We start from the raw sequence: 20915 nt of genomic DNA, 5'->3' as shown, positions 1-20915 counted from the left end.
GTTACTCCACCGGTGGTTCGCCACCATCAGCCTGAACGGGCTCGTCGGTCGCGACGGTGCGTGAGCCGCGTGGCAGACGAACCTCCTGGACCATCTCCTGGATTGCCGTCGGCGGAGCGGGCGTAAACCGTGAAACGGTGAGCGCCACAGCGAAGTTCAGGATTGCTCCATACAGCCCGACGCCGAGCGCGTTAACACCGAGGAACAGCTCAAGGAACGGCTCTTCGAGTCCGAGCACCACGTTCGCGCGCATCAATGCGACAAGCACGAGCGTGAAACTCAGCCCGACGACCAGTCCGGCGATCGCACCCTCTTTGTTCATCCGTTGATCGAAGATGCCCAACAAGATTGGCGGGAATAGACTGGCAGCTGCGAGGCCGAACGCTATCGCCACCACCTCACCGACGAATCCGGGCGGATTGATGCCGAGATACGCCGCAACGACGGCCGCAATGAGGATCACAACCCTGGCGACGATGAGACGCTCGCGCTGGGTTGCTTCCGGGCGGAAGATTTTGTAGTAGATGTCGTGGCTCACGGCACTCGACATGGCGATCAACAGTCCGTCGGCGGTCGACAGCGCCGCCGCCATCCCGCCGGCAGCAACCAGCCCGATGACGATCGGTGCCAGTCCGGCCACCTCTGGGGTTGAGAGCACGATAATATCTGGATCAACGAACACCTCGCTGGCCGAGGCGGTTAATCCCTGACTCATCTGGATAATGCCATCACCGTTGCTGTCGGTGATTGTGAGCAATCCAGTCTCCATCCAGCGACTGACCCATGGTATCTGCTGTGCAGTGGCCACGGATTCGCCATGGAGTGTGCTGATGAGGTTGAACTTCGCGAAAATCGCCAGCACCGGCACGCTGAGATACAACAGGGCGATGAAAAACAGCGCATACCCCGCAGAGAGTCTGGCTTCAGACGCGCTCGGAACCGTGTAGAATCGCATGATGACGTGGGGCAATCCTGCTGTTCCGATCATCAACGTCAACGCGATGGCAAATACGTTGAGCTGGGAGTACTCCGTGAACGGCATGAAATACCTGCCCATCTGGACGTCGGTCTGGAGCTGTGCCAGTCGTTCCGAGATCTGGCTGGTGATCAGTGCGCCCTGTGGGAACGGGTTGCCGGTGAGATTCAGCGAAATCGCCACCGTCACGATCAAAAACGCGATGATCAACACCACGTACTGTACCGCCTGTGTCCACGTGATTGCCTTCATTCCACCCAGGACGCCGATCGCCGCAACAATAGCCAGCGCAACGAGAATGCCCTGTGTGATGGGTAGACCCAGAAACCGACTCATGACGATTCCCACACCGCGCATCTGTCCTGCGATGTAGGTCAACGAAACGAACAGTGTCGCCACCGCTGCGACGCCACGGGCCGTGTTCGAGTAGTAGCGATCACCGATAAAATCTGGAATCGTGTACTTCCCGTACTTGCGGAGATACGGCGCGATCAACAGGGCAAGCACGACGTACCCGCCAGTCCAGCCCATTAGATAGATGGTGCCATCGAATCCGAGCGTCGCAACCAGCCCCGACATGGAGATGAACGACGCCGCAGACATCCAGTCGGCCGCAACCGACATGCCGTTCACCGATGCTGGAATCGTTCGCCCGGCAACGTAGAAGTCGTCCGTATCGGTAACGTGCATCAGGATTGCGATACCGAAGTAGACGATCAACGTTCCCACGATGAGAACCAGACTCCATCTATCGACCCCCCAGCCCAGCTGCGCAACGGTTGGGACAGCTCCTATCATCAGTCTTCCACCCCGAATTCACGATCAAGCGCATTCATTCGCCAGGCGTAGACGAATATCAGCACGACGAACACGATGATCGAACCCTGCTGTGCGAACCAGAACGCGACCGGAATGTTTCCGAGCTGAATCTCGGTCAACGGGCCGGCCAGCAAAATCCCCGCCAGCAACGAAACCCCAAACCAGACGGCGAACAGTCCGAGAATCAGGCGGACGTTTCGCCGCCAGTACTCCTCCAACCGAGGGTCATCCAGGGATAGTTCACCGTCATCGCTTGTCCCCCCATCCGGCCGGCCGTCAGTCACTGATACCACCCCCGAGACCGCAGGTCGGACACCGCAGTCCCACCGGACTGTTTGTGCGTGTTCCTCACAAACCAATTGCTACCCTCCAACATGATACTGACCATAGAAGTAAGGGATTATAAACTTAACTCTGGTTTATCCGGATCTGCCGCGATGTCGTCGGTTAGCGGGGGAGCTTCGCTCGAATAGATTCAGTAGGAGTGAAAAATCGACCACAAATCACCGACGCTGCGGACTCACTCGAGTTCGGCTTCGAGAACGTTCCGAAGATCGGAAATCGTCGTCGCGTCGTAGACGAGTTCGTCGGCGTCGGTGTGCACGGTAAGCGCTCCATCGTCGGTTGTTTCGCCGACTGTCGCAACTGGAGCGACACCGTCGAACGCATCGGTGACGGCGTCGGGATCGGTCGTCGCAACGACGGTCCGACCGGCGCGCTCGTTGAACAGTCGTTCGTGAGCGGGTCCCCCAATCGTTGCCGAAATTCCGCGCTCGTCAGTCACCATCTCAGCTAGCGCCACTGCAAGGCCGCCGTGGCTCACGTCGTGAACGGCCTGGACGTGTGCTTCGGTGGCGACCTCTGAGAGCGTCTCGATAAACGCTCCAGGATCGGTCCCTTCGGATGGATCGGGGAAGGTGTCTTCTCCACCGAGCTGTGCGAGATACTCAGAACCACCGAGTGCGCCGCGTGCTGTGCCCGCAATCGTGGGATCTCCGACGACACAGAGACTCGCTGTCTCGGTGTTGGCTGGCAGGCCCGCGGGTGGCGTCTCGAATCCGTCAGTCACGCCAACCATACAGATCGTGGGCGTTGGCGCGATCGGTCCCGACGAGGAATCGTTGTAGAGCGAGACGTTGCCGCCAACGACCGGAATGGACAGTTCCGAACAGCTCTCTGCGAGTCCGTCGATGATCCCCTTGAAGCCGCCGTACACGTCTGGCTTCTCCGGATTCCCACCGTTGAGACAGTCGACGGCGGCGAGCGGCGTTGCGCCTTTGCTCGCGAGATTCGTTGCCACCTCGAGCCCGACGGCCGTTGCGCCCAGATACGGATCGGCCTCGGTCCAGTTGGGATCGGCACCCGCGGAAATGGCAATGCCAGTCTCGTCGTCGCACGCATCGATCGCCAGCACGGCGCTGTCGTCGCCGGGGCGAACCAGCGTTCGGTTGCCGACTTCGTGGTCATACTGTCGATACACCCAGCGCTTTTTCGCCGTGTTCGGACTCGAAAGCACCGACTCGAACGCCTCTCGGAGTGATATCTCAGGAAGTGACGGCTCTGTGGGTGTTGTGGGTTCCGTGCTCTCTAGCACCTCCGTGGGAGCACCATCCCCGAGGAACGTGGCTGACACGTCGACGACGGTTTCGCCCTCGAATGTGCAGACGTAATTCCCCTCGGTGACCGTCCCGATGGCCGAACAGCCCAGATCGAATCGGTCTGCGATCTCGGCGACGCGCTCGACGTTCTCCGGGGCGACCTCATAGCAGATGCGCTCCTGGGATTCGGCGAGGAGAATCTCGAGTGCGTTCATGTTCGGCTCGCGCTGGTGAACGTTCGTGAGCTCGATCTCCGCGCCGTATCCTCCCTTTGCAACCAGCTCGCTCGATGCGCCACCGAGCCCGGCCGCGCCAAGATCGCGGGCCGATTCGATCAACCCCTCATCAATGAACTGCTCGTTGGCTTCGATGAGCAGTTTCTCGGCGTACGGATCACCAACCTGGACGGCGGGCCGGTCCTCCGTAGCGGCATCGTCACCCAGGTCCTCGCTGGCGAAGCTCGCACCACCGAGTCCATCACGACCAGTGGCGTTCCCGACGATCACCAGGGCGTTGCCAGGTTCCTGGGCCTCCGCGGTGACGAGCCGATCGTCGGTAACGAGGCCGACACAGGCGACGTTGACCAGCGGATTCCCTTCGTAGGACGGATGAAAGGCAACGCTGCCTCCAACCGTCGGCACGCCGATGGAGTTGCCGTAATCGGCGATCCCCTCGACGACCCCCTCGAACAGATACTGTGGATGCTCCTGGTCGAACGAACCGAAATACAGACTGTCGGTCAACGCGATGGGATACGCCCCCATCGAGAGCGTATCACGGACAATTCCACCGACGCCAGTTGCGGCACCGTCGTACGGATCGACGTAGGACGGATGATTGTGGCTCTCGATGCCGAGCGTCAGATACACGTCTTCCGAAAGCTCGACGACACCGGCGTCATCGCCGGGACCGATGACGACCTGGGGACCGTCGCTGTCGAACGCTGATAACAGCGGCCACGACGACCGATACGCACAGTGCTCACTCCAGAGATTCTCGAACAGCGCCTCCTCTGCAGGTGTCGGATCGCGATCGATTTCAGAAACGACGAGTTGATAATCCGACGGACTGAGACTCATCGTTCGTGAGTCGGGAAAGCCGGGTGAAAGTCCTTTCCATCCGGTGTGTGGGACGCCTGGCCAACCCACGCAAACGTATCGTATCGCTTTTGGTAGCTGCGACTAACGTCCGGCTGTGCTATCGGTCGAGCTACACTCTCACTCTGAGCACTCTTACGATGGCCACGATTCGATCGAGCTGCTGCTTGAGCAGGCGGCGTCGGTCGGCCTCGATGCGATTGCAATCACGGACCACGACGAGATCGACGGCAGTCTGCGGGCGATGGAACGAGCGCCCGAGTACGGACTGATCGGGATTCCAGGCCTCGAGATCACCAGCCGTGCCGGACACGTGCTCGGACTCGGTATCGAACAACGAATCCGTGCCGGACGCCCGTTCGAAGAGACGATCGAGCGGATTCACGATCTCGGTGGCATTGCGGTCGTTCCCCATCCATTTCAGGCCGCCAGACACGGCGTCGCGCCCAACATCTCTACCGATCTGCTCGAACGGACTGATGCCATCGAAGTGTATAACTCTCGATTGGTGACTGGACGCTCAAACCGGAAAGCAAAGCGGTTTGCCTGTCTCAGAGAGCTCCCGATGACTGCCGGCAGCGACGCGCACATCGCCGAAATGGTTGGACAGGCAGTCACTCACGTCGCCAGTACTGACCCAAACAGTGACAGCATTCTAACGGCGATCGCCAACGGCAATACGACCGTCGTCGGAAAGCGAACGCCGTGGCATATCAGCGTCCAACAGGCCAGCGAAGCGGTAACTCGGCGCGTCAAATACGCGGCCAGAGACATGCTGGCGAGCGTTGGTGGCGGGCTTTTGTGAGTCTGCGGTTTCGAAACGCTTAGTGGGCCCCCCGAACTGTGGGCGAATATGACTACAGAGACCGTCAACGCCGACGACGTTCGTCACGTGGCGGATCTCGCGCGAATCGACCTCGAGGACGCAGAAATCGAGCTGTTCGAAGAACAGTTCGCCGAAATTCTCGAGTATTTCGACTCGCTCGACGAGGTCCCAGCCGTCGATGCAGACGAGGAACTGGTGAACGTGATGCGCTCTGATGAGCCACACGAGTCCCTTTCGCAGGCGACAGCCCTCAAAAACGCCCCGGAGACCGACGACGATTACTTCAAAGGACCGCGGGTGTCATGAGTTCGGAGTATAACGCGTTTATCACGGACGCCACGATCGAGGGCGACGGTGAGGGAGTGCTCTCCGGAGCGACCGTCGCGGTGAAAGATAACATCTCCACGAAGGACGTTCGGACCACCTGTGGATCGGCCATGCTCGAATCGTATGAGCCGCCATACGATGCCACCGTCGTGCGTCGTGTACTTGATGCGGGCGCTACGATCGTGGGCAAGGCGAACATGGACGAGTTCGGCATGGGTGGCACGACCGAAACGTCTGCGTTCGATCCGACGGAGAATCCCCGGGCACCCGGACACGTCGCCGGCGGCTCCTCGGGCGGGAGTGCGGCAGCTGTCGCAGCCGGCGCGGCAGATCTTGCGCTTGGCTCGGACACTGGTGGCTCGATTCGGAATCCCGCGGCGTTCTGTGGCGTCGTCGGGCTAAAGCCCACATACGGACTCGTCTCACGGTATGGGCTGATCGCGTACGCAAACAGCCTAGAGCAGATCGGACCGATCGGGCCGACTGTCGAATCAACCGCTCGGCTGCTTGATGTTATCGCCGGACCCGACGAACACGACGGTACGACACGAACTGCCGACCTCGAAGGCAGCTACGTCGACACAATCGACGGAGACGTCTCGGGGACGACGGTTGGCGTGTTGAGAAACCTGACCGAGGGCTCCGATGAGCGAGTACAGACCCGCTTCGAGGCGGCGATCGATGACCTCAGAGCGCAGGGAGCATCCATCGTCGAGATCGAACTTGAGTCGATCGAACACGCACTTGCTGCATACTACGTCATTGCCATGTCTGAGGCCTCCTCGAATCTGGCCAGATTCGACGGCGTCCGATACGGGGTTTCGGGGGGCTACGATGGCGACTGGAACGAGGCATTCGCAAGCACTCGAAACGAGGGCTTTGGCGAGGAAGTCAAACGACGCATTCTCCTTGGTACGTACGCGCTCTCTGCGGGCTATCACGACAAATACTACAAGAAGGCACAGGACGCACGGGCGTGGGTGAAATCTGACTTTACGGAGGCGTTTACCCAGGCAGACGTGCTCGCAAGCCCTACGATGCCAGTGCTTGCTCCCAAAATCGGTGAGAATCTCGATGATCCGCTGGCGCTGTATCAGATCGATGCGAACACTGTGCCCGTAAATCTCGCCAACGTGCCGGCTATTTCGGTGCCGATCGGCGAGGCCGACGGTCGGCCAGTCGGATTACAGCTCATTGCTCCTGCATTTGGTGAAGGGCGACTGTTCCGGACGGCCAGCGCACTCGAGTGATCCATCACTTCACGGCGACGCTCGTCCAGTCCGATTGAATTCCTTCGTTCATCAGGTGCCAGCGCTGCTGTGGTTGTGTATCAGCAGCCCTGAGTTCGATGACTGCATCGGAGAGGGGCTCAAACAGCCGTGTCAACGGATCGTCCCGGTCGACGGGCAGATGGAGGTGAATGATCCCGGTCCGTCTCTGGGCTGCCTCGGTCACGTATCTGACCAGCCGGAGTGCCGTCTGTCGACCGTACGTTTCGATCAACGTCTCGAGAGAATCAACACAGACGCGCACTTCTCCCGCCGTGAAAGGCTGTGCGGCGCGCTCTATCTCGCGAAGCGTTCGGACTACCTCACCGATCAGTGTCGATGGGCACGTCGCGGTCGAATGCGGGACGCCCGCGGGATCCGGACTGCTCAACGGACACTCGACCTCGGCGTCAGTGTCTGTGAGGTAATCGATAATGTAATCACGGTGGTGAGAACTGTCAGAAATGGCCGACTGCTGTACCGAACTGGTACCGTCGCTCGAAACGAACAGCCGGTGTCGGTGCATGCTCTGATCTCCCATCAGATGCTGGCACGCCAGCTGATGACTCCCGCGCGAAAGCTCCCCCACGACGAGTAACACACTCCCCTGCTGTTTCAGACGGTCAAGCGCGTCTATGAGGGCAGCAGACCCCTGAACGCTCCCATCGAATATCATCAACTATTCCCTGTGAACACGCTGAAAATAAATGTTGTGGTCATCGCTCACTTCTGCCAGAGAAAACACGTCGAACGATACGTCTTCGGTGCGTACACTCGGCCAATCGAGATGTACACAACGTGGACGTACACGGTTACAGAAAACTGTAAGCTCAGTGATCTTCGATAAACGTCGAATAAATCTATAAGTAATCGTCGATAGTAGAGGATGACGCATGGAATACCGTTGCCCCAGCTGTGATGGGACGCTACAACAGGAGTATCAGTCGTGGATGTGTGGACGGTGTGGGTTTGCTCCCTCGCACGGCGCGGACTGACTACCGGCCACCTTCATTCGAATTCATACGCTTTTTCAGTTTACTGTGAGTGATATCAGTGTTCCGAATGATAGCATGAACGTTCCTCGATAAAAGTTCCATAGCATTCTTGATAGTACTAAACAGAGTTCGTTGATTCGGAAGTACTATCTTGCTCTATATGCCACTTTGCTGGCCTTCAAACCGCTTTAATGGAAGACAGTATGATGAGGATACCCAAAGATTAATGTGCCTTCTATCCCACACAATTACTGTCATATGCCATCACCTATAACGGTTGTTGCTATATCATTTATTGTGTGTATCACGCATATGCTGGTGGCAACCGCCAGGGTGGATGGAGAAAGAAGAACAATTAGTAATGATTCGCTCCACGTGCGTTGTGCCAACAACGGCATCATCTTCGACGACATCGAAGTTGCGGTCAACGGCACTCTGGGTGTACTTTCGGACACCGTATTTCGATTATCGGAGCTCAGCGGGTCCGTTCCCGTCCACCATTTGCCAGCACGTACCTCTGCACGGAGCGAGACCACTGTTCTCACCGGCCTGGAATAAGACGATAACCATCCAATTATAGTATCAAAATGAACGATCCACGACAATCAGACACAGCTTCGCCAGCAACGAATCGCCGCACACTCTTGCGATCAATGGGAGGACTGGGCCTCCTCGGACCGATCGGAGAACGGGTGTCAGAATCAACCGACGAACTCGTTCCCGTTACGATAGGATATTCGGGCTCGAATGGCTATCGCCACGCCACAGGACTGGCCCACGACGTTGTCCACGAGTATTCGTTTGATGCGTTGACGGTCTCGCTCACGGATCTTTCCAATGGTCTCCTCGACCGACTCCGAGAGCATCCTTCGATCCGGTACGTAGAGTTCGATCGGACCTACCGGCCACTCTCTCAGACGACACCCTGGGGAGTTGATCGGGTGGGTGCTACCCCTGAACGAACCGCAACGATCGACGCCGGAGATGTCGACATTGCGATACTCGACAGCGGCATCGATTCGACACATCCCGATCTGCGAGCGAACGTTGGAAAGGGTGTGTCGTTTACGTCCTCGCTCGGACTACTTTCGGATGGCAGTGGCTCTACTGAGTCGCTTGGAACCGGCGTATTCGGCCCGCTCAATTCGGACCGACCAGCCTGGCACGACACCGTCGGTCACGGGACACACATTGCTGGCATCACTGCTGGCTCGAACGACGACAGCGGGATCGTTGGCGTCGCTCCGTCGGCGACGCTGCATGCGGTTCGTGTGCTCGGATCGTTTGGCGTTGGTTCGACGTCCGATATCGCTGCCGGGATCAACCATGTTGTCGAACAGGGCTGGGACGTGGCCAATCTCAGTCTCGGTGGGGCCCGGCCCTCCAACGTGGTGAAAGACGCGTGTCAGCACGCATTCGAGAACGACACCCTGCTCGTGGCGGCAACGGGCAACAATGGGCCGTGTTCGAACTGTGTTCGCTATCCAGCTGCCTATTCAATGGTGATTGGTGTGGGTGCGACAACGACAGACGACTCGTTCGCGTCGTTCTCTGCGCGTGGACCCAACACGGATATCGTTGCACCAGGTCAATCGATCCGGTCGACATACACCACGAGCGTTGCTTCGTACAAAACCCTCTCTGGAACGTCGATGGCTGCGCCACACGTTGGAGCGGCCGGCGGTCTGTTGCTTGCATCGGGCTACTCCGCCCAAACTGCCAAGGATCGACTGCTAGAAACGACCGAGGATATTGGGCTTTCGCGGAGTGAGGCCGGTAGTGGGTTGCTGTCGGTGACGAACGCGCTCGGTTTCTCGTAAATTTGCTCACACAGTACAGGGCTGTGTTCGTTCAATGATCAGCACGTATCCTTCTGGCCCGAGATCCTGTTCGTCGCCGTACTGAACCGTCCGTGGAACGATACCGACGCGAAGTAGTTCTGGAAGTCCAACCGGCTGTGTGCCGTTCAGCCACGTCGGGGTCGCTCCGAACGATCTCACCGGTTCGTAGGCTGTATACTCGCCATCGTTGGTCGAAACGAGCGCAGCGACGTGTCTGGCAAACGGCGTGTCGCTCGATTTTGCGTTCGGTGTCTGTTCTGGGCGTGCAAGATGCCGAAGGTCATCCCAGGTGAGTAGGACGTACGCTGGACACCGCTGTTTGAGGTTTCGTTGCCACTGACGTTTGGGCTGGTCTGCGTGGGCGAGCGTCCCGTTTGGATACCGGTGGCGGTAGTGGCTGGTCGTCATCCCGTGGGGGACGGCCGAATCCTGCATGTCCCGTTCGTACACTTCGACGGCATCCGTTGGCGCAGCTTCCTTGGCGAGCCAGTTGGCAGCTTGCTCGCGTGGCTGATCGACGTATCCCATCGTCCCGACGCCCGTATATAGCGCACTACTCACCAGCAACACCGCGACGACCGCCCGGCCGCTCCAATTTGTCCGGCTAACGAGGTCTTCGAGCACCACGGCAAGCACTACCAACAACAGCACCATGGTCGGGAGCAGATGATGAACGCGTACGTACGACCACCACGAAATCAGGACGAAACAGGCCGCCAACGTACTGGTGAGGACGACGAGCCCGTCGAATGACCGATCCCGGCGGAACAACAATGGACCGAGCCCAACCAGGCCCCCGATCGATCCAATCAGGAGTGGGAGGCCATAGCCACTTGCGTATCCCCGCACGATCCACCACCAACTGGGGGCCACGCGTCCACCGGTCGAACCGCTTTTGTTCGTCGTTCCCCGCGTAATTCGGTCAATAAACGCCTCTGGCCCGGAAAACAACACGGAGGGATACCCAAGAATTACCACGACGGCCCCCAGCGTCAGACACGCAAGCATTAGCCGAGGCTGTACAGTCTCCATGAGACGGTCGTCCGATGACCGGTCACGGTATCCCCGGACGACCAGCGCCACACCCAGTGCAACCACTGCGATCCCTCCTGTCAATTTGAGTCCGATCACGACGCCCCCGCTCACACAGCCGGCGAGGATGTAGCGCCGATCACCGGTCGAGACATATCGGAGGGACAGATAGACCGTGAGCAACAACAGACAGACCATCGGCACGTCTTCGCCACCCTCGTGTGCCGTAACGACGAAACCAAACGTGAGCGCCAACAGTGTACCGGCAAGCCGTCCGGTGAATCGATTGCGAAGCTCCGTACCGATCCGATAGCACAGATAGACGGCTCCAACCGCGAACACCACTGAAAACAACCGCAGCAACAACAGACTCGAACTCCAGACCCACTCGGGTGTTGAATGCCAGAGCCACCAGAGGTCGGTGTCACCTGCCCAGGTGTTGATCGTGTGATCGGGTTGATAAAACGGCTCAAAGATGTCTGCTTGTCCGGTGAGTACCGCGTAGGCGATCGCTGGTACCAACGCCAGTAGATTGAGATACAGGGTGGCTCCGTAGAGACGACCCTGTGTTATCCCGTTCGAAACTGCACGAAGACTCGGATCGGTTACAAGCCCGCCGAGCAACGGAAACACATCGAGCAGCCGCGCGTGTTCATCCTGTGTCGCAAAATTCGGGATCAGATGAAAAAACCAGAAGCCACAGATGATGGCTGCACACACCAACAGCACTGGAAGATAGCTGTCCCGGTCGAGATCGTCCCGGAACCGACGGACGCAGTGGCGAATCCCGTCGGTAATCACTGATCGGAACATAGTGGAAATCGTTAGATTGGAAATAAATATATGTCTATTCGGAGTTTAGCGGAGCCACGTGACAAATATCGCACGCGTGAGCCCCATCGCATAGCCGAGTTTGGGCTTTTTCGTCGTGCCAGCGACGCGTTCTTCGATCGTGATCGGCACCTCTTTGATCCGGAGATCGTTCTTGCGAGCTTCGATGAGCAGCTCTGGCGCGCTGAATCGCTCTTCGGAGAGCGTCATCTTCCGGAGGTCAGTCGCTCGAATGGCGCGGTAGCCGTTGGTGCAGTCGGTCACGTCCGCTTTTGTCATCACGTTGATTAGCCAGGTGAACGCACGGATGCCAACCTGCCGGGTCGCGCTGTTGTTCGATTCGTCAACCCCAATGTAGCGCGATCCGACCACGTAGTCTGCTTTGTTTTCGATGACGGGCTCGAGAAGCTTTGGTAGCTCATCAATGGGGTGTTGTCCGTCTGCGTCCATCGTGACGACGATATCGCAACCATGCTGCTGTGCGATCGAAAAGCCGGTTTTGAGTGCGCCACCCTGGCCCTGATTCACGGGATGGTCGACGACGATCGCGTTCGTGTCGTCGATCACGTCAACCGTTCCGTCGGAGGAGCCATCGGAGACGACCACTGGCTGGATCGAATAGTCCGCCACGGTATCGGGAATCGATTCGACGACCGAGCGAATTGATGCGGCCTCGTTGTACGCCGGAATGACGACGTAGACGCTCCGTTCTGTCGCGACCATATCAGCTGCCTGATTTATAGTGAGGTTTCTAGTCAGTGTTGATACAGATTGTTGGTTCGCCCGCGTTCTTGCGAACAACGCAAGCACCAGACAGACCAGCGTCACGTTCGCAATCAGCGAGATGGCAAACGGTCGCCGTTCGATAGCGAGTAAATCTCCGACCTGATCGAACACGCTGGGGGCGACGGCCAATATCACTACGCCCATAGAGATACAGATCGAGAGAATGAACTCGGGCTTTGCGAAGGTAGTGCGATAGCGTTCGAATCCCCAGAAGAAAATGCCAAGACCAAGCGTTATCAACACACCAGTCAGTGCGACGCTGTCGAGCCCTGCTGCAAGGACAACTGGATTACTAGCGAGTATCTCTGTCGCGACTGAAGCCGACCACATTGGATATCGCGACTATCCCGGTGTAGTGATAAATATATTGTGAATTGCAGACGAATACGTGGTGTGATTTGGCCACTGGGTGATTGTCCAACAGACAGCTTCATCGGTCCGGAGGTCTGACACCACCCCAACGAATGAGTCAGGCGACTGCGGTGCTGTCGGTCGATTGTGAGTGGTTTCAGCACACTCCTGCCTATCGGGGAGCGCGGGGATCCGTGGACAGCTCAGCGGTCGGCACCGAGGGAATGTCGTTTTTGCTAGATGCATTTGAATCTGGGGACGTGACGAGCACGGTGTTCGTCGTCGGTGAGATCGCAAAAACCCACCCAGGGCTCATCGAGCGGATCGTCAGTGCTGGCCATGAGGTCGGCTCTCATACACAAACACACGCACATCTCGACGAACTGTCGTCCGACGACCACCACAGGGAGGTAGAACGCGCACGTGAAACACTCTCAGCAGTGGCTGGCACCGACGTTATTGGATTCAGGGCACCGTCGTTTGCGATCGGTGACGGCCACTTTCGGACGCTCGATCGTGCCGGGTACACCTACGACTCGAGTATTGCACCGTGTCGGTCGATTCCCGGCTGGTACGGCGGTAGCCATCGGCGTGTCCGTCCCGGACCGGCATCGGTGTTCACAGAGGGAGCACCATCATCGATTACCGAACTCCCGATTGCAGTGATGCCTGGGCTTTCCCTGCCACTGACCGGCACGTGGATACGATTTTTTGGCGTGCGCTACACCCTCTATGGCATGCGACTGTTGGCTCGCCGTGGAATCACGCCAGTGTTGTATGTCCATCCCTGGGAACTGGTCGATCTCCCTGCCGTAGAAGGCGTTCCTCGTCGGGTGTACGTTCGCACTGGTTCGTGGATGCGCCGTGCGGTGACACGACTCCTCGAATCGCGGTTTTCGTTCGTCTCGATGCATTCGCTACTCGATGATTAGCTTAATTGAAGCGCTAAGCTTCCTCAGCGAGCGACGAAGCGGCGAGCAGGAACGAACGCATTTCATCCCCGTTGATCCACGGAACACTACCAGGGAGTGCGTTGTCTGTGGTGTAAAAACCGATACACAGCTGTGGGGCCTGCTCCTGTCCATCGTGTGGGTTCACTGCCGATCGGGACTGGAGTGCGGTCGCCAGATCATATCTGACGGGTAGCCAGAAGCTGCAGGCTTCTGGCGAGCTGATAAGAGCTAAGCTCTTGGCGATCAACCGGAAACGCCCTCAAGCGCGAGCCGTCAGGCGAGCGGTAGAGTGAGGTAGTTCACCCGGCGTCGGTGTACCCAAGATTTCGTAGCCGCTGTTCGATCTCGTCGGGAACGTCCGCTCGCTCTGCGGTCGATTCACCGTGCTCGCTGCCGAGCGAAACGGACGCGTCTTCTGCCACGATTTTTTTCGTCTCGTCCTGGACCGATAGCGTCGCCTCCTCGTGCCACGGAGCAATCGTGATGAGCGTCTCAGAGCCTCCTTCAGCGATCGACCGGCCGTGGAATGAGTCTGGAACCGCACAGTCTGCGTGTTCGAGAATCGTTGGACCAACGTCGAGCAGGCTCGTTCGCACCGGTCGATCGAGGTCGAACCCATCCGTGACCACCGGAACCTCGATGAGTGTGTCGGCCACCCGCCGACGGAATCCCTGGTGGTAGAAATACCCCTCTTCGCCGAACTCGTCGCCGTGATCGGCGGTGAACACGAACGATGGATCGCCATCGATCTCGGATAGCAATCGCTCGATCTGGGTGTCAACGCGGCCAAGCGCATCCCGATACGTTGCTTTGATTGTCTGTATCTCCGATTCGGAGACCGAGACCGACCGAAGGAAGCCGTCGTTGCCGGCCGCACCGGCGCGCCGGTCTAGCTCTTTATCCAGTGCGTTGTCGCCTGTGCCGTAGGGGCGGTGGCTTTCCATCAGATGCACCCAGAGAAATCGTGGGGAAGCAGCTTCGTTGAACCGCTTGATCGCCATGTCGATCACTTCTTCGTCGGAGGGGATCCCATCAAGCACCGCCTCCATCGGGACGAGCCGACGATAGAGTCGCCGAACGGAGTCAAACCCGCCGAGGAATTCCCGGAGGCGACTGTTTCTGTTTTTCAGGGGATTGTCTCCCCCGCCGTCGCTGAACGTTTCGAACGTGTCGAAGCCGGTGTCGAAGCCGAACGCAGGATCCGTCTGTGGCGTGGGTGCAAGCCCGATCGTGGTGTAGCCGGCTCCAGAGAGCTCTCTGGCGATCGTCGTCCCGACAACGCGTGACTCGATCGCTGACAGCAGACTCGAACTGTGGAGTGCGCTCAAACTCGGTCGGGTGTAGTGTGCACCCGTAACGGCGACGGTGGGATCGAACGAGGAGACGAACTCCATCGAATCGACGTGGTCGTACCGAACGGAGTCGGCCGTCACGAGGACGATGTCGTTCATTATGTATGAGTGCTCGGCCCGAAAATGATACCCCTTGCGATCCGTCGGGCGTCCGAAACCACAACGCAGGTATCCTTGCGCATCTGATCGTTCACACGACCAATGGAAATCAGCCGGCACCAGCTCGGCAAAGCCCTCCAGTATGGGATTGGACTGGCCACGCTCGGGTGGCTACTCTCGAGTGCCGACTGGGAGCACGTCCGGCAGCTGCTGGCCGGACTGGACCCAACGATCGTCGTGCTTCTTGTGGTTGTCTCGATCGGCGAAACGTTCTGTCGGTTTTCCATGTGGAGCGTCCTTTGCAACGCCATCGAGCCGACGCCCTTTTCGACGGCAATTCGGACGACTCTGATCACGAACTACATCAACCAGCTGCTTCCCTCACGGCTGTCAGGTCGATCTGCCGCCCCGGTCGTGCTGCGTCATTTTACGGGTCACGACTGGGGCACAGTAACCTCGATTACGGGCGTTCATACCGCGTTGTATGCCGTCTGTAACGGATTCATCGCACTGGCTGGATTAGTCTGGTTTCTGGATGCGTTTTCTCCCGGCCTGCTCGTCGTCCTCGCGGGGTCGATTGGGTTGTATCTTCTTGTAGGCGTGGGATCATTGCTTGCAGGCTGGCGGTTTGACGCGCTGGTTGCACTCTGTGCTCCAATTTTTTCCGTTGCAAGTCGTATTGGACCGATCGATCGTGTCCTCAAGCGACTGTCCGAACAGATTCCGGCGTTTAGCAACGGGGTCACTGAGACGTTCAGATCGTTGCTCGGTGAGCCCGGAGTCATCGCACGGTATGTTGGCGGCTGGGTCGGCTCTCGAATGGTGTTTCCAGCACTCAGGGTGTGGCTGTTGTTGTCCGTTTTCGGCGAGCCGTTTTCGCCAGTGGCACTCTCTGTCGTCCTTGTGACAGCCTACAGCGTGACGTTGCTACCATTGACACCAGGGGGAATCGGCGTCGCAGAAGCGTCGGCAACGCTGGTCTTCGTTGCGCTTGGCGTCCCCCAGGGAGTGATTGCGCCGGTGATCGTCGCCGATCGCTTCCTCGGCGTGTATCTACCCTCGCTGGCGGGATGGATACCGCTCAGTCGTCTCAATCTGTCCGCGATCCTGAGCGACACGTCGCAGTGAAAAACAAAAGCTTTCACCAGCAATCGGGTGGATGTGAATATGAGCCGAACGTTTGTCGTGGGTCTCGACGGTGCGAGCTGGCGGCTGCTTGAGCCCTGGATCGCGTCGGGAGAGCTTCCCAATCTTCGGGCCCTTCGCGAGGAAGGCGTCTGGGCCGGCCACAACAGCTGTCTTCCGCCGGTTACGTTTCCGAACTGGAAGTGTTATTCTTCAGGAAAGGATCCCGGTGGATTTGGCGTCTACTGGTTCGAGCGTGTCGACCTTGAGGCCGGCGAAATCAGTACGATCGACAGTCGCGATTACCGAACGGCAGAGCTGTGGGATTATTTGAACGATGAGGGGTATACGACGGGCGTCGTCAACATGCCAACGATGTATCCGCCACGGGAGATCGATGGACCACTCGTCTGTGGCGGTCCGGGAACCGTTGAGGGCGAGTATCGATCGATCGATTCTGGCTACACGCATCCCGAAGCACTGGCCACGACGCTCGAACGCGAGCACGAGTACGAGGTCCATCCCGACCCGCTGATCTCATCGAACGAAGAACGAGGCGAAGAGGTTGAGGCGATCCTCGACGTGCTCGAACAGCGGTTTGCCGTCGCTCTCGACCTGTTCGAACGCAAAGAGCTCGATCTCGTTCACGTCACCCTGTTCTATCTGAATGTCCTCCATCACTTTTTCTGGGACGAGGAACCCAGCAAGCGAGCATGGACACTCGTCGATGAGTGGATTGGTCGACTCAAAGCCCTCGATGACGTGAATCTGGTGATCGTCTCCGATCACGGCAGCGCCCCGACTACTACCGAGTTTTACATCAACGAGTGGCTCGCCGAACACGGTTACCAACAACGCACCCAAACCGTCGAAGATTTCCTGCGACCCCTGGGCATCAACAGAGAAAACGTCCTTGCGCTTGCAAAACGTGCCGGGCTCGTCGATCCGCTCGCGGCAATCGTCCCAGAACGGATCCAGCAACTCGTCCCGCAGAGCGCGGGAATCAAACGGGCCAGGAAACTCGACGCCATCGATCTCGACCGCACGAAGGCAGTCGCAAGCTCGCAAGGACCGATCTACATTAATCCCGCGTTCGATGTCGATGCCGTCGCCGAGGAGCTAATTGCTGATCTCGAGTCGGTACGTGATTCGGACGGACCACTGTTCACGCGCGTCGTTCGCGGGAGTGCGGTGTACTCTGGCCCCTTCACTGATGAGGGACCACAGGTCGTCGTTGATCAGCGACCGGGCGTCCACGTCAACGATGGTATGGGTGGCGGAAACGTTCAGACCGGACCGGATCGGTGGGCAGCCGAAAACACGCCCAATGGGATATTCGTGGCCGCTGGACCGGATTTCGACGACCGTGGCGAAATCGATCGGATCAGCATTCTCGACGTGGCACCGACGCTGCTCGCGACGTTCGAGTGCGACGTTCCGTCCGATATGCGTGGAGAGGTTCTTGATGTGCTGGTGAATCAGCCGGAATTCGACCAACGAGAACCGCTTGCGCTCGATGATAGATATGATCCCGGCCAGTCGGAGAAGGTGACAGACAGGCTCGAGCAGCTGGGATATATGAGCTAACTGTACGCTCTGGATCGCAGTTCATTTCTGTTCCGTACTAGTTCCATTCCGATGCTCTATAAATAGTTGCCTTTAGAATTACACTTCCTTTCCGTTTTGGACAGAAATAGTTGAATCACTATCTCAGAACTACCTCCGAACGTGTGAAATTTTACAAAAATAAATTAAAATCCTGGATACTACTTTATACCTGGGTAATTATTGAGCAAAAACACGGCAATATGGGATTCAGAGAAGAAATGCTGTTATACTTAAAATTCCGTTATTTATGTTTCCCCGTTCCTTTGGGACGGGAGATTTTCGATCGATCATTCGGCGAGCGATGCGATCACTTCGATTTCCACATCGATATCGACGGGGAGCTTAACCACTTCAACCGCGCTCCGTGCCGGATACGGCTCCGACATGTGCTCGCCGTACACTTCGTTAACCGCATCATAGTAGCGCATGTCTTTAACGAACACGGTTGCCTTTACGACATCATCGAGAGTACTTCCGGCAGCTTCGAGTACGGCTTCGACGTTTTCGAGCGTCCGTCGTGTCTGTTCGGCGGGGGTATCGCCGACGATATCACCGGTTTCTGGATCAACGGGTCCCTGTCCGGAGACGTAAATCGTCTCGCCGTCGATGATTCCCTGTGAGAACGGCCCAATGCTTGCTGGTGCGTCGTCAGTCGATATTTCTTCCATGGATTGGATGGCGCTGTCAGTACAGCAGTTCTGCAACGACACTGTGCTTTCAAAACGCTACCGATCTACAGTCAGATACTCCTGGGCAGTTTCGTGAAGTGTAGCAAATCCTTCGGCCGCCCCTACGCCCACACGTTTGCCACGGACGGTGTCCTCTGCGGCAATTCCATCGAGCAGATTGTCGAACTCCGAATCGATGCCCCCATGCTCTGTGAGAAACTCGATCTGCGATTCGTGCTGTTCGATAGCACGCCGCTTCTGGTCGGTGTACTCGGAGATATCCACGAACAGCGAGGGCTCGAACGAAGAAGTTGGCTTGCCGAAAAACAGCACGTTCTCCGGATCACACGGTTCGTATTCGCTTTCGAACAGCTCGATCGACGCCATGTAGTATGCGTCTGTCACCAGCCGTGCTGTAGCCTTGTGGTCTGGGTGCAAGTCGTCGCGGAAATGTGTAAGAATCAGGTCTGGGTCGTACTGGCGAATGGCATTCACGATCCGTACCCGGTTTTCGTAGGTGTGTGTAATCCGACCGTCCGCAAATCCCAGAAACGCAACTTCATCTGCGTTGAGCTCAGCCCCCGCTTTCTGTGCTTCGTTCTCGCGTGTGGTTGCCACCTCCGACTCGGTGGTTTCACCGAACCCACCGAACTCTCCGCGTGTCATATGGGCGATCGTAACGGTGTCACCGCGGTCTGCGTGCTTCGCTAACGTCCCACCACAAAAAATGTCGGCGTCGTCCGGGTGGGCCACGATGGCTAACAAATGCATACAGCTTCCTAACAGCACACTGTACACAAATACCTTTTGATCAGTTTCACTACCACGTTCTGATAGTTGCAAATTCATTGTTTATGGCAACGAAACAGCGCTCAGATCAGGATCTTCAGGTCGGATAAGTGTCCACCAGCCACCTCGGGAGATCACCAGCGACCTCTGATTGTCATCAGCCACCAGCCTTTCTCCTAATTTGTATCATATACCAGTACTGTAACTGTTTCAGACGGGTCGTGTCGTCGATGGAACATGAATGGGTGGCTATCCGTGGGAGTGTCCACGAGCGGTGAACACTCGATCTGCTGATTGATGATTTCCCCGTGAATTCGGACTGTTCGAACGCGGTGGATCGCGTGATTTCAGCGCGAACAAGGCGTCTTTCTGGCGAATCGAAATCGTGTCGGTAGATTCATACCTTCCCCACCAGAACGAGTTCCCATGGGTGCTCCGAGCAACGCTGCCGATAGCATCGGATCTGTAATCACCGACTGTCGTGGTGGTCGCCGATGAAGGCGATCGTCGTTGAGCGTGGCGCAACGACGCCAACACTGAGAGACCTTGAGACCCCAGAGCCGGGGCCTGAAGAACTGCTGTTGCGAACGCTTCGCGTCGGGATTGATGGCACCGATTTTGAGGTCCTCAATGGCTCACACGGCGGATTTCCGGCAGACGGTGACTACCAGATCCTCGGCCACGAGGCCATAGCGGTCGTCGAAGAATCGAATGGAACGTCATTTTCTGCTGGCGATCTCGTCGTCCCAACGGTTCGTCGGCCACCGAACGGACGATACGAGCAGCCCCCAGTGTGGTTCGATCGGGGAGAACCGGACATGGCACCGGCAGACGAGTACGTAGAGCGCGGGATCGTTGGGGCTCATGGATATATGGCCGAGTATTTCACCAGTCGTCCGGAGTTTCTCGTTCGGATTCCCGATGAGCTCGCTGCGCATGGTTTTCTCGTCGAACCGATCAGCAACGCCGAAAAAGCACTCGAACACGCACGGGCGAGTCGCTCTGCGTTCGAGTGGCAGCCCGACAGCGCGTTCGTGCTCGGCAACGGACCGCTCGGTCTGCTGACGCTCGCGATGTTACACGACAATGGCTTCGAGCGAACGTACTGTCTGGGTCGTCGAGACCGACCGGATCCGACGATCGAGATCATCGAGCGACTGGGGAGTACGTACGTCGATTCGCGGGAAACGCCGGTTGGGGAGTTCGCCGACACACATCCACCCGTTGATTTCGTGTATGAAGCAACCGGCTTTGCAAAACACGCATTCGAATCGGTTTACGCGCTCGCGCCAAACGGTGTGGCCGCGTTGCTCGGGCTTCCTGACGATTGGTCGTTTGAGATCGACGGAGGCTCCCTTCACAGTGAACTGGTGTTACAGAATAAAGCGATTCTTGGGAGTGTCAACTCCAACGTGGCCCAGTACGAGCGCGCAATCAAGACACTGCAGGCATATCCGGACTGGTTGCCCGAAGCGCTCATCACGGACGTATTCGAACCGACAGCAATCGAGGAGGCGTTTGCAGGCGGAGACGATCGAATCAAAACAGTTATCGAATTCGGAGAGCGCTGAGGC

The 20915-nt window shown here is 57.7% G+C and carries 18 protein-coding genes; 8 read left to right on the top strand and 10 right to left on the bottom strand.

Going from position 1 to position 20915, the window contains the following annotated elements; translation table 11 throughout:
* Window position 1: 1 nt before the first annotated feature.
* The 3 genes from JXQ78_RS03025 to purL all read right to left on the bottom strand — a co-directional run bounded on the left by JXQ78_RS03025 (window position 2) and on the right by purL (window position 4472).
* Entirely contained in the window at window positions 2-1774 is a 1773-nt protein-coding gene (locus tag JXQ78_RS03025; RefSeq protein WP_330632002.1) for a sodium:solute symporter family protein, read from the bottom strand.
* Entirely contained in the window at window positions 1774-2079 is a 306-nt protein-coding gene (locus JXQ78_RS03020) for a DUF4212 domain-containing protein (protein WP_330632001.1), read from the bottom strand. The genes JXQ78_RS03025 and JXQ78_RS03020 overlap by 1 nt, the downstream gene beginning before the upstream one ends.
* 236 nt (window positions 2080-2315) lie before the next feature.
* Window positions 2316-4472, bottom strand: a complete 2157-nt coding sequence (gene purL, locus JXQ78_RS03015) for a phosphoribosylformylglycinamidine synthase subunit PurL (RefSeq protein ID WP_330632000.1) — start codon at window positions 4470-4472, stop codon at window positions 2316-2318.
* Between the two features lie 115 nt (window positions 4473-4587).
* On the opposite strand from purL, the gene JXQ78_RS03010 reads away from it, so the two are divergent.
* Genes JXQ78_RS03010 through gatA form a run of 3 tightly spaced genes read left to right on the top strand, consistent with a single transcriptional unit; the run spans window position 4588 to window position 6893 of the window.
* Complete coding sequence (locus JXQ78_RS03010) at window positions 4588-5295, top strand: PHP domain-containing protein (RefSeq protein ID WP_330631999.1); 708 nt, start codon at window positions 4588-4590, stop codon at window positions 5293-5295.
* Between the two features lie 48 nt (window positions 5296-5343).
* Entirely contained in the window at window positions 5344-5622 is a 279-nt protein-coding gene (gene gatC / locus JXQ78_RS03005; protein WP_330631998.1) for an Asp-tRNA(Asn)/Glu-tRNA(Gln) amidotransferase subunit GatC, read from the top strand.
* Window positions 5619-6893: an Asp-tRNA(Asn)/Glu-tRNA(Gln) amidotransferase subunit GatA gene (gene gatA, locus JXQ78_RS03000; protein ID WP_330631997.1), complete on the top strand. Its 1275-nt coding sequence runs from the start codon at window positions 5619-5621 to the stop codon at window positions 6891-6893. Before gatC ends, gatA begins: the two co-directional genes overlap by 4 nt.
* Window positions 6894-6897: 4 nt before the next feature.
* On the opposite strand, the gene JXQ78_RS02995 is transcribed toward gatA, so the two are convergent.
* The gene (locus JXQ78_RS02995) at window positions 6898-7587 is read right to left on the bottom strand and encodes a DUF7504 family protein (RefSeq protein ID WP_330631996.1); all 690 of its coding nucleotides are present in this window, start codon (window positions 7585-7587) and stop codon (window positions 6898-6900) included.
* A 906-nt stretch (window positions 7588-8493) separates the two neighbouring features.
* Between JXQ78_RS02995 and JXQ78_RS02990 the strand changes: the two genes are divergently transcribed.
* Window positions 8494-9726 (top strand): S8 family peptidase, encoded by a 1233-nt coding sequence (locus tag JXQ78_RS02990; RefSeq protein ID WP_330631995.1) that lies wholly within the window; start codon window positions 8494-8496, stop codon window positions 9724-9726.
* 6 nt (window positions 9727-9732) lie between these two features.
* On the opposite strand, the gene JXQ78_RS02985 is transcribed toward JXQ78_RS02990, so the two are convergent.
* Window positions 9733-11592, bottom strand: coding sequence for a glycosyltransferase family 39 protein (locus JXQ78_RS02985; protein ID WP_330631994.1), 1860 nt, complete (start codon window positions 11590-11592; stop codon window positions 9733-9735).
* Between the two features lie 45 nt (window positions 11593-11637).
* Window positions 11638-12726, bottom strand: a complete 1089-nt coding sequence (locus JXQ78_RS02980) for a DUF2304 family protein (protein ID WP_330631993.1) — start codon at window positions 12724-12726, stop codon at window positions 11638-11640.
* Between the two features lie 134 nt (window positions 12727-12860).
* Between JXQ78_RS02980 and JXQ78_RS02975 the strand changes: the two genes are divergently transcribed.
* Window positions 12861-13679, top strand: coding sequence for a polysaccharide deacetylase family protein (locus JXQ78_RS02975; protein ID WP_330631992.1), 819 nt, complete (start codon window positions 12861-12863; stop codon window positions 13677-13679).
* A gap of 13 nt (window positions 13680-13692) precedes the next feature.
* On the opposite strand, the gene JXQ78_RS02970 is transcribed toward JXQ78_RS02975, so the two are convergent.
* Window positions 13693-13845, bottom strand: a complete 153-nt coding sequence (locus tag JXQ78_RS02970) for a hypothetical protein (RefSeq protein ID WP_330631991.1) — start codon at window positions 13843-13845, stop codon at window positions 13693-13695.
* A 154-nt stretch (window positions 13846-13999) separates the two neighbouring features.
* On the bottom strand, window positions 14000-15151 hold the full coding sequence (locus JXQ78_RS02965) for a sulfatase-like hydrolase/transferase (protein WP_330631990.1): 1152 nt from the start codon (window positions 15149-15151) through the stop codon (window positions 14000-14002).
* A 102-nt stretch (window positions 15152-15253) separates the two neighbouring features.
* Between JXQ78_RS02965 and JXQ78_RS02960 the strand changes: the two genes are divergently transcribed.
* Both JXQ78_RS02960 and JXQ78_RS02955 read left to right on the top strand, forming a co-directional pair.
* Window positions 15254-16279, top strand: coding sequence for a lysylphosphatidylglycerol synthase transmembrane domain-containing protein (locus tag JXQ78_RS02960; protein ID WP_330631989.1), 1026 nt, complete (start codon window positions 15254-15256; stop codon window positions 16277-16279).
* 39 nt (window positions 16280-16318) lie between these two features.
* The gene (locus JXQ78_RS02955) at window positions 16319-17863 is read left to right on the top strand and encodes an alkaline phosphatase family protein (protein WP_330631988.1); all 1545 of its coding nucleotides are present in this window, start codon (window positions 16319-16321) and stop codon (window positions 17861-17863) included.
* A gap of 308 nt (window positions 17864-18171) precedes the next feature.
* Here JXQ78_RS02955 and JXQ78_RS02950 read toward each other — a convergent pair whose 3' ends face one another.
* A complete protein-coding gene (locus JXQ78_RS02950; RefSeq protein WP_330631987.1) occupies window positions 18172-18552 on the bottom strand; it encodes a RidA family protein in 381 nt (126 codons plus the stop codon).
* 57 nt (window positions 18553-18609) lie between these two features.
* Window positions 18610-19323 carry a PIG-L deacetylase family protein gene (locus JXQ78_RS02945; RefSeq protein ID WP_330631986.1) on the bottom strand — a complete coding sequence of 238 codons (714 nt, stop codon included), beginning with the start codon at window positions 19321-19323 and terminating at the stop codon, window positions 18610-18612.
* A 512-nt stretch (window positions 19324-19835) separates the two neighbouring features.
* Between JXQ78_RS02945 and JXQ78_RS02940 the strand changes: the two genes are divergently transcribed.
* Window positions 19836-20912 (top strand): glucose 1-dehydrogenase, encoded by a 1077-nt coding sequence (locus tag JXQ78_RS02940; RefSeq protein ID WP_330631985.1) that lies wholly within the window; start codon window positions 19836-19838, stop codon window positions 20910-20912.
* Window positions 20913-20915 lie beyond the last annotated feature (3 nt).

Source organism: Halocatena halophila, assembly GCA_027563145.1.
In the GTDB taxonomy this organism is placed as follows: domain Archaea; phylum Halobacteriota; class Halobacteria; order Halobacteriales; family Haloarculaceae; genus Halocatena; species Halocatena halophila.
This window is presented reverse-complemented; position numbering and strand designations above follow the sequence as displayed.

Bases quoted from the DNA above. Each gene is read 5' to 3' on its own strand.
- JXQ78_RS03025 (WP_330632002.1), bottom strand. From the start codon at position 1,774: ATGATAGGAGCTGTCCCAACCGTTGCGCAGCTGGGCTGGGGGGTCGAT.
- purL (WP_330632000.1), bottom strand. From the start codon at position 4,472: ATGAGTCTCAGTCCGTCGGATTATCAACTCGTCGTTTCTGAAATCGAT.
- gatC (WP_330631998.1), top strand. From the start codon at position 5,344: ATGACTACAGAGACCGTCAACGCCGACGACGTTCGTCACGTGGCGGAT.
- gatA (WP_330631997.1), top strand. From the start codon at position 5,619: ATGAGTTCGGAGTATAACGCGTTTATCACGGACGCCACGATCGAGGGC.
- JXQ78_RS02995 (WP_330631996.1), bottom strand. From the start codon at position 7,587: ATGATATTCGATGGGAGCGTTCAGGGGTCTGCTGCCCTCATAGACGCG.
- JXQ78_RS02990 (WP_330631995.1), top strand. From the start codon at position 8,494: ATGAACGATCCACGACAATCAGACACAGCTTCGCCAGCAACGAATCGC.
- JXQ78_RS02985 (WP_330631994.1), bottom strand. From the start codon at position 11,592: ATGTTCCGATCAGTGATTACCGACGGGATTCGCCACTGCGTCCGTCGG.
- JXQ78_RS02980 (WP_330631993.1), bottom strand. From the start codon at position 12,726: ATGTGGTCGGCTTCAGTCGCGACAGAGATACTCGCTAGTAATCCAGTT.
- JXQ78_RS02975 (WP_330631992.1), top strand. From the start codon at position 12,861: ATGAGTCAGGCGACTGCGGTGCTGTCGGTCGATTGTGAGTGGTTTCAG.
- JXQ78_RS02965 (WP_330631990.1), bottom strand. From the start codon at position 15,151: ATGAACGACATCGTCCTCGTGACGGCCGACTCCGTTCGGTACGACCAC.
- JXQ78_RS02960 (WP_330631989.1), top strand. From the start codon at position 15,254: ATGGAAATCAGCCGGCACCAGCTCGGCAAAGCCCTCCAGTATGGGATT.
- JXQ78_RS02955 (WP_330631988.1), top strand. From the start codon at position 16,319: ATGAGCCGAACGTTTGTCGTGGGTCTCGACGGTGCGAGCTGGCGGCTG.
- JXQ78_RS02950 (WP_330631987.1), bottom strand. From the start codon at position 18,552: ATGGAAGAAATATCGACTGACGACGCACCAGCAAGCATTGGGCCGTTC.
- JXQ78_RS02945 (WP_330631986.1), bottom strand. From the start codon at position 19,323: ATGCATTTGTTAGCCATCGTGGCCCACCCGGACGACGCCGACATTTTT.
- JXQ78_RS02940 (WP_330631985.1), top strand. From the start codon at position 19,836: ATGAAGGCGATCGTCGTTGAGCGTGGCGCAACGACGCCAACACTGAGA.